Annotated in this window: 16 protein-coding genes; 11 read left to right on the top strand and 5 right to left on the bottom strand. The window is 59.1% G+C overall.

Annotated features, from left to right (window positions below; genetic code table 11):
- On the bottom strand, window positions 1–1,029 hold a 1,029-nt coding region (locus Q1K07_RS09125; RefSeq protein ID WP_300310013.1), incomplete at its 3' end, for a TonB-dependent receptor plug domain-containing protein.
- A gap of 277 nt (window positions 1,030–1,306) precedes the next feature.
- Between Q1K07_RS09125 and Q1K07_RS09120 the strand changes: the two genes are divergently transcribed.
- From Q1K07_RS09120 to Q1K07_RS09100, 5 genes are all read left to right on the top strand, one after another.
- A complete protein-coding gene (locus tag Q1K07_RS09120) occupies window positions 1,307–2,152 on the top strand; it encodes an ABC transporter ATP-binding protein (RefSeq protein ID WP_300310011.1) in 846 nt (281 codons plus the stop codon).
- A gap of 42 nt (window positions 2,153–2,194) precedes the next feature.
- Window positions 2,195–3,154 (top strand): sucrase ferredoxin, encoded by a 960-nt coding sequence (locus Q1K07_RS09115; protein WP_300310008.1) that lies wholly within the window; start codon window positions 2,195–2,197, stop codon window positions 3,152–3,154.
- Window positions 3,155–3,239: 85 nt separating this feature from the next.
- Window positions 3,240–4,001 carry a siderophore-iron reductase FhuF gene (fhuF, locus tag Q1K07_RS09110; RefSeq protein WP_300310006.1) on the top strand — a complete coding sequence of 254 codons (762 nt, stop codon included), beginning with the start codon at window positions 3,240–3,242 and terminating at the stop codon, window positions 3,999–4,001.
- A gap of 13 nt (window positions 4,002–4,014) precedes the next feature.
- Window positions 4,015–4,995, top strand: a complete 981-nt coding sequence (locus tag Q1K07_RS09105; protein WP_300310003.1) for an AraC family transcriptional regulator — start codon at window positions 4,015–4,017, stop codon at window positions 4,993–4,995.
- 333 nt (window positions 4,996–5,328) lie between these two features.
- Window positions 5,329–7,359 carry a TonB-dependent siderophore receptor gene (locus tag Q1K07_RS09100; protein WP_300310001.1) on the top strand — a complete coding sequence of 677 codons (2,031 nt, stop codon included), beginning with the start codon at window positions 5,329–5,331 and terminating at the stop codon, window positions 7,357–7,359.
- Between the two features lie 44 nt (window positions 7,360–7,403).
- On the opposite strand, the gene Q1K07_RS09095 is transcribed toward Q1K07_RS09100, so the two are convergent.
- The 3 genes from Q1K07_RS09095 to Q1K07_RS09085 are packed head-to-tail and all read right to left on the bottom strand — an operon-like array spanning window position 7,404 to window position 9,872.
- Window positions 7,404–8,336, bottom strand: a complete 933-nt coding sequence (locus Q1K07_RS09095; protein WP_300309998.1) for a biotin-dependent carboxyltransferase family protein — start codon at window positions 8,334–8,336, stop codon at window positions 7,404–7,406.
- Entirely contained in the window at window positions 8,333–9,070 is a 738-nt protein-coding gene (pxpB, locus tag Q1K07_RS09090) for a 5-oxoprolinase subunit PxpB (RefSeq protein WP_300309996.1), read from the bottom strand. Before pxpB ends, Q1K07_RS09095 begins: the two co-directional genes overlap by 4 nt.
- A 58-nt stretch (window positions 9,071–9,128) precedes the next feature.
- Window positions 9,129–9,872 carry a 5-oxoprolinase subunit PxpA gene (locus Q1K07_RS09085; RefSeq protein ID WP_300309994.1) on the bottom strand — a complete coding sequence of 248 codons (744 nt, stop codon included), beginning with the start codon at window positions 9,870–9,872 and terminating at the stop codon, window positions 9,129–9,131.
- Window positions 9,873–10,242: 370 nt separating this feature from the next.
- Between Q1K07_RS09085 and Q1K07_RS09080 the strand changes: the two genes are divergently transcribed.
- The 3 genes from Q1K07_RS09080 (at window position 10,243) to Q1K07_RS09070 (ending at window position 13,286) form a co-directional block, all read left to right on the top strand.
- Window positions 10,243–11,214 carry a TRAP transporter substrate-binding protein gene (locus tag Q1K07_RS09080; protein ID WP_300309992.1) on the top strand — a complete coding sequence of 324 codons (972 nt, stop codon included), beginning with the start codon at window positions 10,243–10,245 and terminating at the stop codon, window positions 11,212–11,214.
- Window positions 11,215–11,302: 88 nt separating this feature from the next.
- A complete protein-coding gene (locus tag Q1K07_RS09075) occupies window positions 11,303–11,902 on the top strand; it encodes a TRAP transporter small permease (RefSeq protein WP_300309990.1) in 600 nt (199 codons plus the stop codon).
- 79 nt (window positions 11,903–11,981) lie between these two features.
- Complete coding sequence (locus Q1K07_RS09070; protein WP_300309988.1) at window positions 11,982–13,286, top strand: TRAP transporter large permease subunit; 1,305 nt, start codon at window positions 11,982–11,984, stop codon at window positions 13,284–13,286.
- Between the two features lie 189 nt (window positions 13,287–13,475).
- On the opposite strand, the gene Q1K07_RS09065 is transcribed toward Q1K07_RS09070, so the two are convergent.
- Complete coding sequence (locus Q1K07_RS09065) at window positions 13,476–14,087, bottom strand: superoxide dismutase (RefSeq protein ID WP_300309986.1); 612 nt, start codon at window positions 14,085–14,087, stop codon at window positions 13,476–13,478.
- Between the two features lie 227 nt (window positions 14,088–14,314).
- Between Q1K07_RS09065 and Q1K07_RS09060 the strand changes: the two genes are divergently transcribed.
- The 3 genes from Q1K07_RS09060 to fhuB all read left to right on the top strand — a co-directional run bounded on the left by Q1K07_RS09060 (window position 14,315) and on the right by fhuB (window position 18,042).
- Window positions 14,315–15,082 carry an ATP-binding cassette domain-containing protein gene (locus Q1K07_RS09060; protein ID WP_300309984.1) on the top strand — a complete coding sequence of 256 codons (768 nt, stop codon included), beginning with the start codon at window positions 14,315–14,317 and terminating at the stop codon, window positions 15,080–15,082.
- 100 nt (window positions 15,083–15,182) lie between these two features.
- Window positions 15,183–16,040 carry an iron-siderophore ABC transporter substrate-binding protein gene (locus Q1K07_RS09055; RefSeq protein WP_300309982.1) on the top strand — a complete coding sequence of 286 codons (858 nt, stop codon included), beginning with the start codon at window positions 15,183–15,185 and terminating at the stop codon, window positions 16,038–16,040.
- Complete coding sequence (gene fhuB / locus Q1K07_RS09050) at window positions 16,027–18,042, top strand: Fe(3+)-hydroxamate ABC transporter permease FhuB (RefSeq protein ID WP_300309980.1); 2,016 nt, start codon at window positions 16,027–16,029, stop codon at window positions 18,040–18,042. The genes Q1K07_RS09055 and fhuB overlap by 14 nt, the downstream gene beginning before the upstream one ends.
- Window positions 18,043–18,205 lie beyond the last annotated feature (163 nt).

Here is an 18,205-nt window from a genome sequence, read left to right as displayed (position 1 = left end):
GGACTTGGAGTTAGTCGCACCGAACAGCGACTCATAATCCTGGTAGAAGGCCAGGAAATTCATCTCCCAACCCGCCAGGTCATAATTGTCGTAGGTCAGGCCAGTGGTCCACACCTCGTTGTATGGCGCGGCGCCTTCCGGTGTGCCGCGCTCAGAAGTCGTCGGAATCCCATTCTCACGATCGCCGGTGACACTGACGTAATCGTTGTTGCCCTCGATCTCGTAGCGGTTGACGCTCAGCTGCACACGCTGGTTGTCATCGATCCAGTAGGCCAGCTTGCCGAAGATATCGTAGGCCCGGGAATCCATCAGATCGCCCTGGGTATTGTCGACCCCGACATAGTCGCCATCACCGTCCAGGAACATGCCCTGATCTTCATAGGTGGCAGAGAACAGGTAGTCCCAATTGCCGCTGTTACCACTGAAACCGTAGTTGGTCTTGTAGCTGTTGGTCTCGTTCTTGAACTGACTGGTCGGCGTGGTCATCTGCACTTCGGCGTGCTGATTGAAGGAACCCGGCTCAGGACGCTTGGTGATGATGTTGATGGTACCGCCGGTCGCGCCCACTCCATTGGTCGCGTTGGCCCCCTGGATGACCTCGATATGGTCAACCATGGAATAGTCGATGGTATGCATCTCCCGGCCGGTCGGGCGCAGCGGATTGGATTGCGGAATGCCATCGATCATCACCAGCGGAGTACGTCCGCGCAGTGTCTCACCGCTGCCGGACATTTTCTGGCGACTGGGAGAATAGGAAGGCAGCAGATTACTCAGGATCTGGGAGGAATCCGTCGTGATCTGGAGCTGCTGATTGATCTCTTCCTTGCTGATGATGCGGACCGTCTGCGGAGAGTCTTCTTTCGTCGCCCCTGTACGCGAAGCCGTCACGACGACGACGTCAGAATCGGCATTGTTGGCCTTCTGTCCGCCAGTACTGTCGCCTTCTGCAGCGAAAGCAGAGGTAGAGGCCACTAGCCCGATAGCCGACACAAGCGGCAGTAGCGCGTAGCAGTTCTTTGAATTTTTCATCCCTTGGGTGTTCCACTTTGTGCTTTTTGGGTGTTTCGTAAATGCGAACGATTATCCTAAATGTTTGCGAAATGCGTGTCCATGCATAATATGCAGATCATGCCTTCCTAATAGAGCGCACGGAAACGCCTGAATAATGAGGGATTCATCCTCTCTTCACTGCCCGGTCACCACCAGCACCCCGCAGCTGCATTGAAAATGAGAACTTTTTGTCATAACGTGCCCGTCCTTGCCCTGACCTTTGCAGCCCTAACCTTTGCACCGACGAGCTCGTACCATGACCGTGTCACCGCCTTCTCATTCTCGCCTGCGAGGTGAACGCCTGAGCGCCGGCTATGAATCCCGGCGGGTGCTGGATGGTGTCGATCTGGCGATTCCCGGGGGCAAGCTCACGGTGCTGCTCGGCCCCAACGGCAGCGGCAAGTCGACCCTGCTCAAGACACTGGCTCGAACGCTGAAGCCCAGTACGGGCCGGGTACTGCTCGATGGCGAAGACATTCATCGCAGCAGTACCCGAGAGGTCGCTCAACGACTGGGCATCTTGCCGCAAGGCCCCACGGCTCCTGAGGGCCTGACGGTGCGCCAACTGGTGGCCATGGGGCGTTTTCCGCATCAGCGCCTGTGGCGCCAGAATCGCGACGAGGATGAGCGAGCCGTTGAAGAAGCCATGGCCTTTACCCATGTCACGGAATTCGCCGAGCGCAGTATCGATGCACTATCCGGGGGACAGCGCCAGCGCTGCTGGATCGCCATGGTGCTGGCCCAGGATACTGACCTGATTCTGCTCGATGAGCCGACGACATTTCTCGACCTGAAGGTTCAGGTGGACCTGCTGGAACTGCTGACCCGCCTGGCTCACGAACGAGGTCGCACCCTGTTGCTGGTGCTTCACGATCTCAACCTGGCAGCAGCCTATGCCGATGAACTGGTAATGATGCGTGACGGACGTATCCTCGAATGCGGCTCGCCAGAGGACGTCTTCACTTCAGACAATCTGAAGAAGGTGTTCGAGCTTGATGCCAGCGTCATTCGCGACCCGCACAGCGGCAGCCTGGTATGTGTTCCCTGCCTGCAGCATCGTCAGCCTCGGGTCGAGCCAACCGCCACGCCAACACTGGGGTAGAACACCCCATCAGCACGATGACAGAGAGGTATTCCACGTTTCATGAGTCATACCTTCTGCGCTGAGCTCAGCCTTGAGCAGGACGACCCGCTGGCAGGCAGTGCCGCCCATATCGAGGACAACCTGCTGATCAGCTGGCCGCGGGCCAAATGGGCACGCAGCCTGCGCATCGCCAGCGACATGCCGGAAACGCTGAGCCAGCGCCTGAACGCCATTGCCGGCAATGGCCGTCGCATCAACCTGATTCATCGCCGCGGGATGCCCAGCCATCTGCATCGCATCTTCTTGATGCCTGAGCGCCAGGCTTTCGATGTGCCCCGGGAGTCGCTGGAGACATTCCTCGATGCCTGGCAGGCGGGAGAACCTCTCGATAGCTGGTATCACGGCCCGGCGAAACAGGACCTGATGCTGTGCTGCACCCACGGCAAGAAGGACAAGTGCTGCGCCAAGTACGGCTACTCGGCCTACCGCGCATTGCATCAGGCAGCCCAGGAAGGCGGGTTACCCTTTGATGTCTGGGAATGTACCCATCTCGGCGGCTGCCGCCTGGCCGCCAGCTGCATCCTGCTGTCGCCGGTACGCAAGTATGGCCGCATCTCCCCCGAGCAGGCTCGCCCACTGCTTGAACATGAGGCTCGGGGGCAGCGTTATCTGCCCTGCTATCGCGGCAATTCTCGGCTCAACCCCGTACAGCAGTGCGCCCATCTCGCCGCTCTCGAATACCTGTCCCGGCAGGTGACGGACGGCCTCCAGCCGCAATTGAGCATCCACGATGATCAAGGGGATGACGAACAACGCCAGGTGACACTGCACTGGCACATTCCTTCCACTCAAGGTCCAGCAGCCCAGGAGTCAGCCGCTCAGGGAAAGATCCGTATCACCTGCCAGGCTCTGACGATCATGCGCGTCGATACCTGCGCAGACCTGGACGAAGGCCCCACACCCAGCCAGGTATGGCGGGCTGGGCGAGTGGAAGTCGTGGTTGAAGATCCCGTTGAGTGAAATCCGGAATCATTTGATAACAATTCCCATTTAATCCATACTGGCCGGGCGCTGAATCTACAGAAAGTCCACGACGGAAAGTGCCATGACCACCGCGCTATCCCGCTTGTACTGCGGCCCGCTTGAGCAGTTGACGCCTCCGATCATCGGCATCCCCGCCGATGCCTTGCCTGCTGAGCGTCTTCTCGATACCCATGTGCTGGATGAGCTGCTTGAGCGCTATTCCGTGCAATATCAGAGCAACGATATCAAGGCCATCACCTCGATCTGGTCGAAGTGGCATTTCTCTACCCTGGTGGTGCCCTACCTGGCCGCCAATCTGTTGCTCGAGCGCGACCTGCCGGTGGAGCTCGACGAGATGGCGGTGCTCATCAACGACGAAGGTTGCACCGCAAGCGTTGCCATCGCCCATGAAGGCAAGCCCCTGGATTCGCTGGATGCCTTCCAGCGTTTCGAACGGCTGTTGCAGGGGCATGTATCACCGCTGGTCGAGACACTGTCCTGCATCAGTGGTGCAGCGCCAAAGGTGTTCTGGAGCAACTTCGGCAACTACTTCGAATATTTTGTCGCCAACATGGCCCACCACCCCATGGCTCTGCCCCATGTGGCGGACGAAGCCAAGCGCCTGCTCGACCATCGGGTTTACCCGGATGGTCGCCGCAACCCGATGTTCATGCCGGTGCGTTATATGGAAGACGCCAGTGGCGAAGTCCAGCGGACTCGCCGGCTCTGCTGCCTGCGCTATCGTATTCCGGAGTTTGGCTACTGCGGCAACTGCCCGCTGGATGAATGCGGCAAGGCCAAGGCGGGCAAGGTCGGGCCTGCGGCCGTGGCAGTGAGTGGTTGAAGGCGGGGGAAGCATGAGCCTTTCTGCCACAACCTTTACTGTCAGAGACTTTGTTGGCTTTGGCCAGCGTCATGGCATCGATTATGTGTTTGGGGATGCCTCTGCCGATGCCGGAGACCTGGCCATCCTGCAGGGCCGGGTGATTGAGCAACAGGTCCGGCCCGGCTGGCAGTTGACCTTTTCCGATGTTGACGTCCTGCATCCCTATGCTTCCAGCTCGACCCGCACCGCACCGCTGTTTATCTGTGTCGTGCTGGAAGGCGTCATCGATGTGGCTATTGACCAACGCCAGCACCGCTTGAGCGCAGGAAGCGCAATCAGCGCCCGCCTGGCGGAACAGCTTGCTCTATGCGTGCATCAGGCTGCCGGCCAGCGCCTGCGCACACTCAACCTGTCACTCGATCAGACCGCGATTACCACCTTGGGCGACCAGCCGGAAGTGGCAACGTTGCTGCATGCCGAGCGGCCCGACCTGCATATCTGGCCGCTGCCTGGCTTCCTGACCCCAGTGCTGGAGCAGGCTGTCCAGCTTCAATCTCAATCCCAACCTCAGCTTCAGTCTCAACCCCGGCCTTCTGCCGGACAGCGCCAGTTGATGCTCGAGGCTATCTGTCTGCAATTGTTGTCCCATGGGCTCGCCTTCGTTCCCCGCCAAAGGGACAGCAGCCTCTCTCCCACAGAACGCAAACGCCTTGAAGATGTTCGCCGCCATCTTCACGAAGATCCGGCACACGCCTGGAGCCTGGAGGAACTGGCCACCCTGGCCTCGATGAGTTCTTCCAGCCTGCGCACCAAGTTCCAGCGCTGCTTTGCCATGTCCCTGTTCGATTATCTGCGCGAGCGCCGGCTGTTGCTGGCGCATGAACTGCTGTCCCAGGGTACCAGTGTTCAACAGGCTGCCTTTGCCTGCGGCTATGGCCACACCAGCAACTTCTCCACGGCATTCCGCCGCCGCTTCGGCATCACACCCAGCGCCCTGGTACGTCGTTCGTAGCTCACCGCCCACAGCCCAACCCTGTCATCACGCATAACCCTCTTGTCATTGCGCATAATCGAGACCCAGTCACAAAGTGTAATAATTCGCATTAACAAAACACATATCCTCCAACATCACACTCCCACGGCCTGGGCCTGGTCTGAAGCTGACAGGAAGTCCGTCACGCCATGCTCTGGTACCGTAACTGACTGGTAAGCGATACCGATGCTCGAACAACGACTGCCTTTCCCGCTCAAGCCTACGCTCGTAAAGCTTAGACCCACTACGTTCGTAAGACTCAGACCCGCATTACTGGCCGCCAGCGTCGCTGCTACATGCCCTTCCATGGTCATGGCCCAAACGATCCCCAGCGACAGCGAAGAGCTGTCCACCGTAACCGTGGTCGGCGACGCAGCCACCAAGACAGAGACCCCTTTTCTCGAGACACCCCAAGCGACGTCGACAGTCACCTTCGAGGAATACGACCAGCGGGGTGCGCGCACTGTGCAACGCGCACTGAATTACACGCCAGGGGTTTACACCAACCAGATCGGTGCTTCCAATCGCTACGACTACATCGTGTTGCGGGGCTTCTCCGATGGCAGCGTCAACAATACCTTTCTCGATGGCCTCAAGGTCATGGGAGATGGTGCGGCTTACAGCTCGTTGACCATTGATCCCTGGTTCCTCGAATCGATTGAAGTGGTCAAGGGGCCGGCCTCGGTCCTCTACGGCCGTGCTTCTCCCGGTGGTGTGGTCGCCCTGACCAGTCGGCGTCCAGAGTTCGAGGATAGCGGCGAAATTCGCCTCGGCTTCGGCACCAACAATCAGCGTGAAGCTGCCTTCGATGTCACCGGCGCGCTGGGTGAAGAAAAGCGTGTCGCCTACCGTCTGACCGGCCGTGGCAGCGCCGCGGATACCCAGTTCGATCACGTCGAGGAGGAAAGCTACTTCTTCGCCCCGCAACTGACCTGGGATATCACCGACGCGACCAGCCTGAACCTCTATGCCTACCTATCCCATCAGCCAGAGGGCGGCTACCATGCCGGTTTGCCCTATGAAGGCACCGTCAAGTCTCATGCTGGCCGCCATATCGATAACACCTTTTTCGAAGGCGAAGACGATTACGACAAGTTCGAGCGTGATCAAACCCTGCTGGGCTATGAATTCGAGCACCGCTTCGGCAGCGGCATGACAGCACGCCAGAAGCTGCGCTACCTGGAAGCCGACGTCGAGATGGATCAGGTCTATGCCTATGGCTGGGCAAACGACAACGAGTTGATCCGCTACTACTCCGGTGCAGATGAACATCTCACCGCACTGACCCTCGACAACCAGTTCGAGTGGGATGTATCGACCGGAGATCTCGACCACCTGCTGTTGGTCGGCGTTGACTACCAGACCCGCGACAATGATGTGGACTGGCCTTCAGGCGCCTTCCCCAACATCGACGCCTTCAACCCGAGCTATGGTGCTGACCCGACGGCCATGTATGCCTCGACCCGCGAACGTCATGAGATTGACCAGACCGGTATCTACCTGCAGGACCAGATGCAATGGGATCGCTGGCATTTGACCCTGGGCGGACGTTACGACTGGGTCGATATCAAGAACACCAATCGCGACACTGATACCGCCAGTACATTGGATGATACTCAGTTCAGTGGCCGAGTCGGCCTGCTGTATGCCTTCGATAACGGTGTATCGCCCTACATCAGCTACAACACCGCCTTTACGCCAACCAGCTTTGTGGATGCCAATGGCGATCTGTTGAAGCCGATGGAAGGCGAGCAATATGAAGCGGGATTGAAATACCAGCCCAACGACACCCAGGACCGCTATTCCATCGCCCTGTTCCATATCACTCAGGAAAACGTGGCCACCAAGGAACAGCCGACCGATGACTATCGCGCCATCGGCGAGATAGAGTCTCAAGGGATTGAACTGGAGGCGCACACCCAGATCACTGACGCATTCAGCCTGCAGGCGGGCTATACCTTCACCGACGCCACCTACAGCAAGAGCGATGACCCCACCGAGGAGGGCAATGAAGCCATCTACTCACCGCGCCACATGGCCAGCGCCTGGGGTTACTATGATGTGCAAGGTGGTCCTCTCGCCGGTCTGAACGCTGGCCTTGGTGTACGCTACAATGCCGATATCCAGGCGGATCGTGCCAATACAGAGAAGGTCCCGGACTACACACTGGTCGATGCTACCCTCGGCTACGATTTCAGCAATGTGGGCCTCAAGGGCGTCTCGGCACGCCTTAACGTCAACAACCTGCTGGACAAGGACTACGTCGCCTCGTGCAACTCACTGGAGTTCTGCTACTTCGGCGCCGAACGCTCCGTCGAAGCCACTGTCAGCTACCAGTGGTAAGTGCTCTCGCACCCGCAAGAACCATTATTGGAGAACACCAAACCCTAACGCGACCACAAGGCCAACTGTGCCAGATACTCACGCCGTGCTCGTTCTGGAGTGATTACCTGAAGCTGTATCGGTTGGCCCGGCATGCATTGCGCCAGCCTGGCGCAGGACGCTGGTGTCAGAGCGCCCAGGCGTGGGTAGCCACCGATGGTCTGACGATCATTCATCAGGATGATCGGCTGACCGTCTGGTGGCACTTGTACGGCGCCCAGCGGAATGCCTTCGGAAATGATGCCTTTCAAGGAGCAAGACAGCTCGGGCCCGACCAAGCGCATGCCCATGCGATCGGCTCGCTGGTCCAGGTGCCATGTGCTGTGGAAGACCTTGAACAGGCTAGTTCCTGAAAAAGCCGCCATCTGTGCGCCGGGTACCAGGCCAAGCCGCAGGGGCTCACCTGTCACCGGTAACGATGAGGTCATCGCTGCTTCAGGCGTTTTTCTCTGGCCTTGAGCCATCTGCGCACGGGGCCGCAATACATCGCCCACCACCAGCGGCTTGCCTTGTCCATCAAGCCCACCCAGCCCTTCACGCAGCGTGCTAGATACGCTGCCCATCACGGCGTCGGCCTGAATGCCACCGGGCAAGGCCAGGTAAGTCCGCAGGCCCTTAGCGGGGCGCTCGAAAGCCAGCTTCTGGCCCTTCCTCAGCACAAAGTGTTGCCCAGGCTGGATCACCATGCCATCCACCTTGGCTTGAAGGTCTGCTCCTGCCAGTGCCAGCGTTGTATCGGCTTCTGCAACCAGCGTCAGTCCACCCACCATGATCTCGATGCCTGCGGCGTCCACGGCATTGCCCAGTAACCAGTTGGCCCACCCAAGCGCGACCCAATCCAGGGCTCCACCCTGGGTCACCCCGAGATGACGCACACCACTGCGCCCACCATCCACCACCAGGGCCATGGGCCCAACATGTTCCACGCGTAGTGTCATGGGCGGGCCTCTTCAGGTTGAGGAGTGGTGTCGCCGCCATGAGCCACGAAAGTGCTTCGATCAATAGCAACGAAACGTACCCGATCACCGGGCTGAAAAAGCGTATAGCCCTCTCTGTCACGGTCAAACAGCTTGACTGCCGTGCGTCCAAGTAGATTCCAGCCTCCGGGAGAGGTGGCGGGATAGATGGCGGTCTGGCGATCGGCGATACCGACACTGCCCGCCGCTACCTTCTGCCGCGGCGTCTTCAGCCGTGGCGTTGCCAGGGCCTCTTCGACCAGCCCCATGAAGCCATATCCAGGCGCAAAGCCAAGGGCAAAGACACTGTATTCATGGGCACAGTGACGAGCGATGATCTCATCGCTGGAAACCTTCAAGCGCTCGGCAATACGCGGCAGTTCTGGCCCGACACTGGTGTCGTACCACACGGGAATTTCATGCACAGCACCAGTACCGGAGGCCAGCGGCTCAAGCCTGGCCAGTGCTTGCCGCAGACGGTGCCGAGCCTCGCCCAGGGAAAGTCGCTCAATGTCGATCTGCACCAGCACCGTGGTATAGGAAGGCACCACTTCCAGAGCCTGCTCCTGCAGGGTGTCGTGCACGGCCTTCACCGCAGCCAGCACCCAAGGCATGTGGGCTTCGTCGATGACATCAAACAGGCGCAGGATCAGACTATCGAAGGCAACGGTTTCGATACGAGCGGTTTGGGTATGAACGACAGGATGTTTCTGCATGAGTCAGGACTTGGGTTTCTTGTGGTCGTCACCCTGTCTGTTACAGGGCATCATCTTGTTACAGAGCATCAAATGCCTGGCGAATGGCGCGCACGGCCGCCACGGAGCTTTCATTGTCGCCGTGTACGCAGAGCGTATCGGCAGCCAGATGCAGCACGCTGCCATCGCGGGCACGCAGTGCTTCCCCCTTGGCCAGGGTCACGGCCTGGGCCACGATGGTCGCTTCGTCATGATGTACCGCTCCTGGCTCACGCCGCGACACCAGTTGCCCAGTAGGCTCATAGGCACGATCGGCAAATACCTCGAACCATAGTGTCACGCCCTCTTCCTCAGCCAGGGCACGCACCGGTGCGATGTCAGCCGTGGACATCACCAGCAAGGGCAACGCCGAATCATAGGCTTTCACTGCGCGCATGGTGGCACGCAGGAGTTCATGGTTGGCTGCCATGTCGTTGTACAGAGCACCATGGGATTTCACATAACGGACCCTTGTCCCTTCGGCCCGGCATACGCCATCGAGTGCACCAATCTGGTACAGCAGCAGGTTCTCGGCTTCCTGGGCGGAAACGGCCAGACTGCGACGGCCAAAGCCGACCAGGTCGGGATAGCCGGGATGAGCACCGATACGTACGTCGTTGGCAACGGCATAGCCGATGGTACGCCGCATCACATCCGGGTCTCCGGCATGAAAGCCGCAGGCAATATTGGCGCAGTCGATATAGGCCATGACATCCGCATCACGTCCCATTTTCCAGGCACCGAAGCTTTCGCCAACATCACAGTTGAGCAGTGGAACCGTCATGAGTATCTATCCTGTCAAAGAGCCATCCTGTCAAAAAGACACCCTGTCAAAAGACCCGCCAGCCAAGGCCAAAAGCGACCTTTCAACAGCAAGCAATGAAGATGATGGAACATTGAATCTATTCTTCTCTCCCTGTCGCGTCCACTCAAGGCATGGATCGTGCATGACACTCGATGCCTGCACGTATGGAAAAAGCGCTTGGCAGAGGAAGAGCGTTCATTCAACGTAGAACGCGAGTGTCCACCCTTCGTGTTTGAATCCATGCAATGTCATGTGCAAAAGTCACAAGATCGTGCTCGACGACTAACCTGCTTCAATGATTGATCACACCCAACGATAAATCACTGCCAACGACAAGAAAGGTGAACTCATGATCAAGCAGACAACGGTGCTGGGACTGGCGACCATCCTGCTGGGAGGACCGGTGTACGCTACCGACTGGAACCTGGCCACCCCTTACGGCGATGCCAGCTTTCATACGGTCAATACCAAACAGTTTGCCGAGGATGTGCGTGACGCCACCGATGGTGAACTCAACATCAGCGTGCATTCCGGAGGTTCGCTGATCGGCCATGCCGAGATCAAGCCCTCCGTACGCCGAGGCACCATCGAAGCGGGTGAAGTCTTTCTCTCGATTCTGTCCAATGAATCGCCTGTATTCGAACTCGATACCCTACCCGGTCTGGCGGGGAGCTACGATCAGGCCTATGCCCTGTGGCAAGCCAGCAAGCCCGTCATCGAGGAGCTGTTCGCTGAACAGGGGCTCAAGCCGCTCTATGCCGTGCCTTGGCCTTCCCAGGGGATCTATACCGATATTGAACTCAACGACCCGGCCCAATTCAAAGGGCTACGGGTACGCGCACCGAACATCAACACGCAGCGCCTGACAGAAAATCTCGGTGGGCTACCTACCGAGACCGAAGAGTCCGATATTCCTACCGCATTCTCCACTGGACGCGTGGATGCCATGATCACTTCCGTATCCACCGGCAAGTCCATGTCCGCCTGGGATTATGTCTCTCACTTCAGCGATGCCAACCTGTGGATTCCCAAGAACATTATCTTCGTCAACCTGAAAGCCTTCGAGCGCCTGGATGACGAGGCACAGCAGGCCGTTCTCGACGCGGCCGCTCAGGCGGAGGAGCGCGGCTGGGAAGCCAGCAAGACTGATGCGGCTATCGGTGCAGAAGCACTGAAAGAGCATGACATCACCATCACTACGCCCAACGAAGCGGTGGCAGAAGCCCTGCAGGCAGCGGGAGACAAACTGTACGAGGACTGGGAGAAACGGGCCAACGATCAGGCCAAGGCATTGGTAGAGGACTACCGCTCTCGCCTGTAACAAACGCGCTAGCTGTCTGAAACGCTGCGCCGCACCGGTGCGGTGCGGCGTTGCCAAGGTGGCGATAAAACGCCTGAGGAAGAGCTCAATGTCTTTTCGCTTGATGTTTCTCTACCGCCTGGGCGGCCTGGGGGCCGCCGTATCGATGGTCGCTATCTGTGCCCTGATCACCCTGCAGGTGCTGTTCCGCCTGCTCGATGCCCTTCTGGTCCTGATGGGTAGCGCCCGCATAGGGCTTGAAATCAGCGGGGTCTCGGAGCTGGCGGCCTTCCTGCTGGTGGGTGCCACGTTCCTCGGCATGGCCTACACCTTCACCCATCACGCCCATATCCGCATGTCCTTGATCATCCGGCGTTTCCCTCGAGTGATGCGCGTATGGAGCGAACTGTTCTGCTTGAGCGTGGCGCTATTGCTGAACCTGCTGCTGTGTTGGTCACTGTGGCAATTGATGCTGGAGAGCCTGGACTTCAATGATGTGTCTTCCGGCCTGCTGGCTATCCCGTTATGGATTCCCCAACTGGTATTGCTCATCGGCATGACGTTGATGAGCCTGGCACTGCTGGAGGCTCTCTGGACAACGGCTCGGATAGCTTTCACGGCTCCCGGCAGCTACCAGCCCATGGATGAACACGATGTCGTCGATGCCGTCGATATTGAGGATCCGGCACATGAGGACAGAAGGCAGTGACAGAAAAGAGCACTGACAAGAACAAAACGCTGACAAGAACAAAACACTAACAAGCACAGTCACAAGGAGCGCTGAACACATGCTGACCATCAGCCTCGTCACCCTTCTGGCCCTGGCGCTCCTGCTTGGCAGTGGTGTCTGGATCGCCTTCGCCCTGCTCGGCACTGGCTGGATCGTGCTGACACTGTTCTTCCCTCTGCCTGCGGGTCCCATTCTGGCCTCTGACTTCTGGGGAGCCAGCTACGGCTGGGACCTGACAGCCCTGCCGATGTTCATCTGGATGGGGGAAATCCTGTTCCGCTCTGGGCTGGGCAACAACATGTTCCAGGCGCTGGCCCCTTGGCTGGGCCGTATACCCGGACGCCTGCTGCATTCCAATATCATCGGCAGTGGCTTGTTTGCTGCCGTGTGCGGTTCTTCTGCCGCGACCTGTGCCACCGTGGGCAAGATGACATTGCCGGAACTGCAACAGCGCGGCTATGACGACAGGCTTGCCATCGGCACCCTGGCCAGTGCGTCGACCCTGGGTCTGTTGATTCCGCCTTCGATCATGATGATTGTCTACGGCGTGGTGACCGAGCAGTCCATCTCACGCCTGTTCATTGCGGGGATTGGCCCGGGCCTGCTGCTGCTTGGCCTGTTCATGGCCTACGTCATTGGCTGGGCACTGCTGGTGGGTAACAAGCAAGGCAAGGTTGGCGAAACGGTGGCACCGATGCCAATGGCTCGAAAACTGCGCATCAGCCTGCAACTGCTGCCTTTGCTGGCTTTGATCGGTGGCATCCTGGGCAGCATCTACGGGGGCATTGCTTCTCCCACCGAGGCCGCTGCTTGTGGTGTGGTGCTGTCCATGTTGATCGCCCGGGCCAATGGCCACTTCAACACGGTTATTTTCAAGGATGCCCTGTTCGCTGCGGTACGCACTTCCTGCATGATCGCTTTCATCATCGCCGGCGCGTCCTTCCTTTCCTCGGCCATGAGCTTCACCCATCTGCCGATGAACCTGGCTCAGCAAATCGGCGATCTGGGACTGTCACCTGCCATGCTGCTGGTGGTATTGACACTGTTCCTGCTGGTCCTGGGCTGCTTCCTCGATGGCATTTCTCTGATTCTGCTGGTGACCTCGATCATCATGCCCGTGATTGAAACAGCCGGCTTCGACCTGATCTGGTTCGGCATCTACCTGGTGATCGTGGTCGAGATGTCGCAGATTACCCCACCGGTGGGCTTCAACCTGTTCGTGATCCAGGGGCTGACAGGAAAGGACATCATGGCCATCACCCGGGCAACAGTGCCATTCTTCGCCCTGATGATCGTCGCCATCATATTGATGAGCGTCTTCCCCGGCATCGCCACTTATCTCCCCCAGGCCATGAGTGGCTGAGCCATCCAACACTCGTTTCCGTAGTGCAAATCCATAGTGCAAATCTGTAGTGCAAAAAATAGCGTCAAAAACACCGCGGCCCCCAATTTTGGGGGCCGCGGTGCGGATGAGGACTCCAGCGCTGGAGGCCCCTTCCGGGGCACCGACGTTCACACGAATGCGAGCGTCAGCTCAAGCAGTCAGCAAGGCTCAGGCAGTAGCAGCCTGATAGCGACGCTCGACTTCGTCCCAATCGACCACGTTGAAGAACGCAGCGATGTATTCCGGACGCTTGTTCTGGTACTTCAGGTAGTAGGCGTGCTCCCACACATCCAGACCCAGAACCGGCGTGTTGCCGTTCATCAGCGGGCTATCCTGGTTGAGGGTGTTCTCGACGACAAGGCTGCCATCGGACTTGACGCTCAGCCAGGCCCAGCCGGAACCGAAGCGGGTCAGGGCCGCCTGGGTGAAGGCTTCCTTGAAGGCTTCGAAACCGCCCAAGTCCTTGTCAATGGCTTCAGCCACCTTGCCCTTGGGCAGACCACCACCATTCGGGGACATCACGGTCCAGAACAGGGAGTGGTTGGAGTGACCACCGCCATTGTTGATGACCGCCTGACGCTTGCCTTCCGGCACGCGATCCAGGTTGGCGATCAGCTCATCAACCGGCACGTCTTCCAGGCCAGTGCCTTCAAGAGCGGCGTTCAGGTTGTTGATGTAGGTCTGGTGATGGCGACTGTAGTGGATCTCCATGGTCAGCGCGTCAATGGATGGCTCCAGAGCATCGTAAGCATAAGGCAGTTCGGGCAGCGTATGTGCCATGGTGATACCTCCTTCCATGTCAGAATTATTGGGTTGGGGGTTCATACTATAGGGAAGACGAAGTCTTCTCGCTACGCAGGTTCTACATAAAATCTTGAGGGTCCGTCGCTTGGCGGGCATAGCACAAGTAACGAACGGTGACGGAATTGACAATCTGCAGAAAATTGATAACCATTCCCATCTATTTTCCGCGACATTCCAACACCCTTTTCTTCAAGGAAGGTGCAATGTTCGACCTTCAGGCCGCCACCTTCGAGGTGCAGGGTAGAACCCTACTGCACCCTACCAGTTTGCAGTTCGAGACAGGGCGCGTCCATGGCCTGATCGGACATAATGGCTCCGGTAAATCGACACTGCTCAAGCTGCTGGCCCAGCAACAACCAGCCAGCGCGGGAGACATCCACTTCGAGGGCAAGCCGCTGAATGCCTGGGGCCGCCGTGCCTTCGCCCGAGAAGTCGCCTACTTGCCGCAACACCTCCCCAGTGCCGAAAGCCTGACCTGCCGTGAGCTGATTGCCTTTGGCCGTTACCCGTGGAAGGGCCTGCTCGGTCGCTCGCGCAAGGATGATATCGAGCATGTCGACAGGGCCATGGCCCTGACCCATACCGAAGGCTTCGCCGACCGCATGGTCGACACGCTCTCCGGTGGCGAACGCACTCGGGTCTGGCTGGCCATGCTGCTGGCCCAGGGCAGCCGCCTGTTGTTGCTCGACGAACCCCTGGCCGCCCTGGATATCGCCCATCAGGTCGAGGTCATGTCGCTGGTCAGGAAACTGTCGCGAGAACTCGGATTGGGCGTCATCATCGTGCTCCACGACATCAACATGGCCTCGCGCTACTGCGATCGCCTGGTGGCGCTGCACACAGGGCGAGTCATCGCCGAAGGCAGCCCGACCACCTTGATGCGCAGCGACCTGCTGGAAGATATCTATGGCATTCCCATGCAGGTCATGCCACACCCTTCCGGGGAGCATAGCGTTGCCCTCGTTCATTGAAAGCGGCTTTCAGCGAGCCTTTTGACATCGCCTTGCGCATTGGTTGGAACATTCTGTGCCCTCTACATCGCATCAACAGCCGCCGCGTATCAGGCGCCTGATGAAACTGATATGCCTGACACTCAGCCTCGTCAGCACCAGCATCTTCGCTGCACCGCGCATTGCCAGTCTCGATTGGACACTGGCCGAAACCCTGATTGCCCTGGAGGCCCCCCCGATCGCTCTAGCGCAGGTCGCCGACTACACCAGTTGGGTCGGAGAGGATGTACCGGCTGGCGTCACCGACATTGGACTGCGTAGTCAGCCCAATATGGAGCTGTTGGCGAAGTTGGCCCCCGATACGATCATCCTCACCCCCATGTTCACCAATCTGGTTCCCAAGTTGCAGACCATCGCGCCAGTGGTCACCTATGAGTTCTATCGTCCTGACAAGCCATTGTGGCCCCAGTTGGAAAGCATGACTCGCCGGCTTGGCGAACAGACGGGACAACAGGAACAGGCCGAGGCTCTGATCCGCAATAGTGAAGCCGACATCGAAGCACTCAAGGACCTGCTCAGCGATGACCAGCGGCCCTTGCTTGTGGTGCAGTTCATGGATGCACGTCACGTCCGTATCTTCGGCAAGGGCTCCTTGTATGACGCCTCCATGCAACGCTTGGGACTAACCAATGCCTGGCCGGAAAAACCCAACGCCTGGGGTTTCAACCTGGTCGGTATCGAACAATTGGCCAAATTCAATGACGCGCGTCTGGTGATCGTGGAACCCCGGCCGGTCGGCGTAGAGGAAGAACTTGAGCGCAGTGGCCTGTGGCATCAGTTGGGTAGCGTCCAGCGTGGCGACACCCTGGTACTTCCTCCTGTGTGGAGTTTCGGTGGCCTGCCCTCTGCCAGGCGTTTTGCCCATGTACTGGTCGATGCCATGACGACCACCACGGAGGCGGCCCATGACGACGCCTGATCGACTGGCTCCCTCCGCATCTCCTCGTCTGGTCTCTCCTTCCCGGGCCACCCTGCTGTTACTGATCGTGTGCCTCGGCAGCGCTCTGCTGTCCCTGGCTCCGCTAGGTGGTATCGGTGCAGCATTCTCTGAGCTGTTCACATTGCACTCCAGTGAGCCAGAGGCCCTGGTATTGCATTACAGCTGGTGGCCTCGCCTGAGCATGTCATTGCTGGCCGGGGGCGCACTGGCCCTCGCCGGTGTGCTGATGCAACAAGTACTGCGCAACCCACTGGCAGCCCCCACCACGTTGGGGGTGGCCAGCGGCGCCAACCTGGCGCTGATGGTCGCGACGCTGTTCGCCCCGGGGCTACTGGTGCTGGGTCGGGAGTGGGTAGCCCTGACCGGAGGAGCTGCGGCCATGGCGCTGGTCTTCGCCCTGGCCTGGCGACGCGGCCTATCGCCCGGCGTTGTGGTGCTCGGTGGACTGGTCGTCAACCTCTACTTCGGTGCCTTGAGCGTCGTACTGCTGCTATTCAACCAAGAGAGCCTCAGCGGCTTGATGGTATGGGGTGCCGGCTCTCTGGCCCAGAACGGCTGGGGAGGAGTCTGGTATCTGTTGCCCCGCGTCGTCATCGCTGGCCTGGCGGCCGTATGGCTGATGCGGCCACTGGCATTGCTCGAACTCGATGACGCCAGCGCCAGAAGCCTGGGTGTTTCCCTCAAGTGGCTACGTCTGGGCGGGCTGGGCCTGGCGATCTTCATCACTGGCTGTGCTGTCGCCAGTGTCGGTATCATTGGTTTCATTGGCCTGGCTGCCCCTAATATCGTGCGCCTGGCGGGTGCCCGCCGACTTGGCCAGCGCCTGTTATGGTCGACCTTGCTTGGTGCCTTGCTGCTGGCTACCACCGATCTGCTGTTGCAAGGCCTGTCGGGGCAATTACCGACCTTGATTCCCACCGGTGCCACCACGGCAGCCTTGGGCGCCCCCCTGCTGCTGTGGTTGATCCCACGCATTCGCTTGGCGGCACAGCGCCCTCCCATGGCAACCCAGTCCCTGGGGCATCGCTATCCGTTGCCCTGGCGACGGATTGGTGGTTTTGCCGTATTGCTCTGTGTGATCGCGGTGATCAGCCTGGTGATCGGCCGCAGCAGCGATGCCATGGGCCAGTATCACTGGCAACTGACCCTATCTCCTGAAGTGCTGGAATGGCGCTGGCCACGCATGCTGGCTGCTGCCGGAGCAGGCGTGCTGCTGGCCATCGCCGGAACCCTGATCCAGCGAATCACTGCCAACCCCATGGCCAGTCCCGAACTGCTCGGCATCAGTGGCGGCGCAGCCATTGGCCTGATCGTCGCCGTATTTCTGGTGCCCGGCCCCAGCAACCTTGTACTGATCGCAGCCGGCACCCTGGGCGCCTTGGCCACCCTGCTGCTGCTGGTGCTACTCAATGCACGCAGTGGGTTTCAGCCAGAACGCCTATTGCTGTGCGGGGTTGCGATCACCGCGTTGTTCGATGCGGTTCGCTCGATCATCCTGGCGGGAGGCGACCCACGCGGCCAACAGGTCATTGCCTGGCTGTCAGGCTCCACCTACTACGTTGAACCTGGCTCTGCCTTGATCGTCGTGACCACTGCCATCCTCTTTGCTCTGGCGGTCATCCCACTATCGCGCTGGCTCGATATCATGCCGCTGGGGGCGGCAACGTCTCGAGCGCTTGGCATTCAGGTGGAAAAGGCACGCCTGGGCCTATTGATCCTTGTCGCCATACTCACCGCCTGCGCCACACTGGTAGTGGGTCCGCTCTCCTTCGTCGGCCTGCTGGCTCCACACATGGCACGCATGCTGGGCCTGGCCCGAGCCCGCTTCCATCTGATCGGAGCCGGCCTGATCGGTGCTGTGCTGATGGTGCTGGCCGATTGGCTCGGACGTCAGTTGCTGTTTCCTCAAGAGATCCCTGCGGGTCTGATCGCATCCTTGATTGGCGGTGGCTATTTCATGTGGGGGCTGAGAAAGCTCTAGCCATTTACCTGGGCTCGACACATCCAGGTCACTGTGGATCCAGCTGAGCAGCGGAGCTTGCCTTCAATAGAAGACGGCTCCGCTTTTTCATTGCCGGTGAATTCATGGTTGGCAAATTCATTGTTGGTAAATTCATTGCTGGCGAAAGGGTCCCTGTAAGGTT

The sequence above is a fragment of the Halomonas sp. genome (assembly GCF_029263665.1).
Taxonomy (GTDB): Bacteria; Pseudomonadota; Gammaproteobacteria; order Pseudomonadales; family Halomonadaceae; genus Halomonas.
Note: the sequence above shows the minus strand (reverse complement) of the source record. Positions and strands in the feature narration are given on the sequence as shown.

Bases quoted from the DNA above. Each gene is read 5' to 3' on its own strand.
- Q1K07_RS09120 (WP_300310011.1), top strand. From the start codon at position 1,307: ATGACCGTGTCACCGCCTTCTCATTCTCGCCTGCGAGGTGAACGCCTG.
- Q1K07_RS09115 (WP_300310008.1), top strand. From the start codon at position 2,195: ATGAGTCATACCTTCTGCGCTGAGCTCAGCCTTGAGCAGGACGACCCG.
- fhuF (WP_300310006.1), top strand. From the start codon at position 3,240: ATGACCACCGCGCTATCCCGCTTGTACTGCGGCCCGCTTGAGCAGTTG.
- Q1K07_RS09105 (WP_300310003.1), top strand. From the start codon at position 4,015: ATGAGCCTTTCTGCCACAACCTTTACTGTCAGAGACTTTGTTGGCTTT.
- Q1K07_RS09100 (WP_300310001.1), top strand. From the start codon at position 5,329: ATGGCCCAAACGATCCCCAGCGACAGCGAAGAGCTGTCCACCGTAACC.
- Q1K07_RS09095 (WP_300309998.1), bottom strand. From the start codon at position 8,336: ATGACACTACGCGTGGAACATGTTGGGCCCATGGCCCTGGTGGTGGAT.
- pxpB (WP_300309996.1), bottom strand. From the start codon at position 9,070: ATGCAGAAACATCCTGTCGTTCATACCCAAACCGCTCGTATCGAAACC.
- Q1K07_RS09085 (WP_300309994.1), bottom strand. From the start codon at position 9,872: ATGACGGTTCCACTGCTCAACTGTGATGTTGGCGAAAGCTTCGGTGCC.
- Q1K07_RS09080 (WP_300309992.1), top strand. From the start codon at position 10,243: ATGATCAAGCAGACAACGGTGCTGGGACTGGCGACCATCCTGCTGGGA.
- Q1K07_RS09075 (WP_300309990.1), top strand. From the start codon at position 11,303: ATGTCTTTTCGCTTGATGTTTCTCTACCGCCTGGGCGGCCTGGGGGCC.
- Q1K07_RS09070 (WP_300309988.1), top strand. From the start codon at position 11,982: ATGCTGACCATCAGCCTCGTCACCCTTCTGGCCCTGGCGCTCCTGCTT.
- Q1K07_RS09065 (WP_300309986.1), bottom strand. From the start codon at position 14,087: ATGGCACATACGCTGCCCGAACTGCCTTATGCTTACGATGCTCTGGAG.
- Q1K07_RS09060 (WP_300309984.1), top strand. From the start codon at position 14,315: ATGTTCGACCTTCAGGCCGCCACCTTCGAGGTGCAGGGTAGAACCCTA.
- Q1K07_RS09055 (WP_300309982.1), top strand. From the start codon at position 15,183: ATGAAACTGATATGCCTGACACTCAGCCTCGTCAGCACCAGCATCTTC.
- fhuB (WP_300309980.1), top strand. From the start codon at position 16,027: ATGACGACGCCTGATCGACTGGCTCCCTCCGCATCTCCTCGTCTGGTC.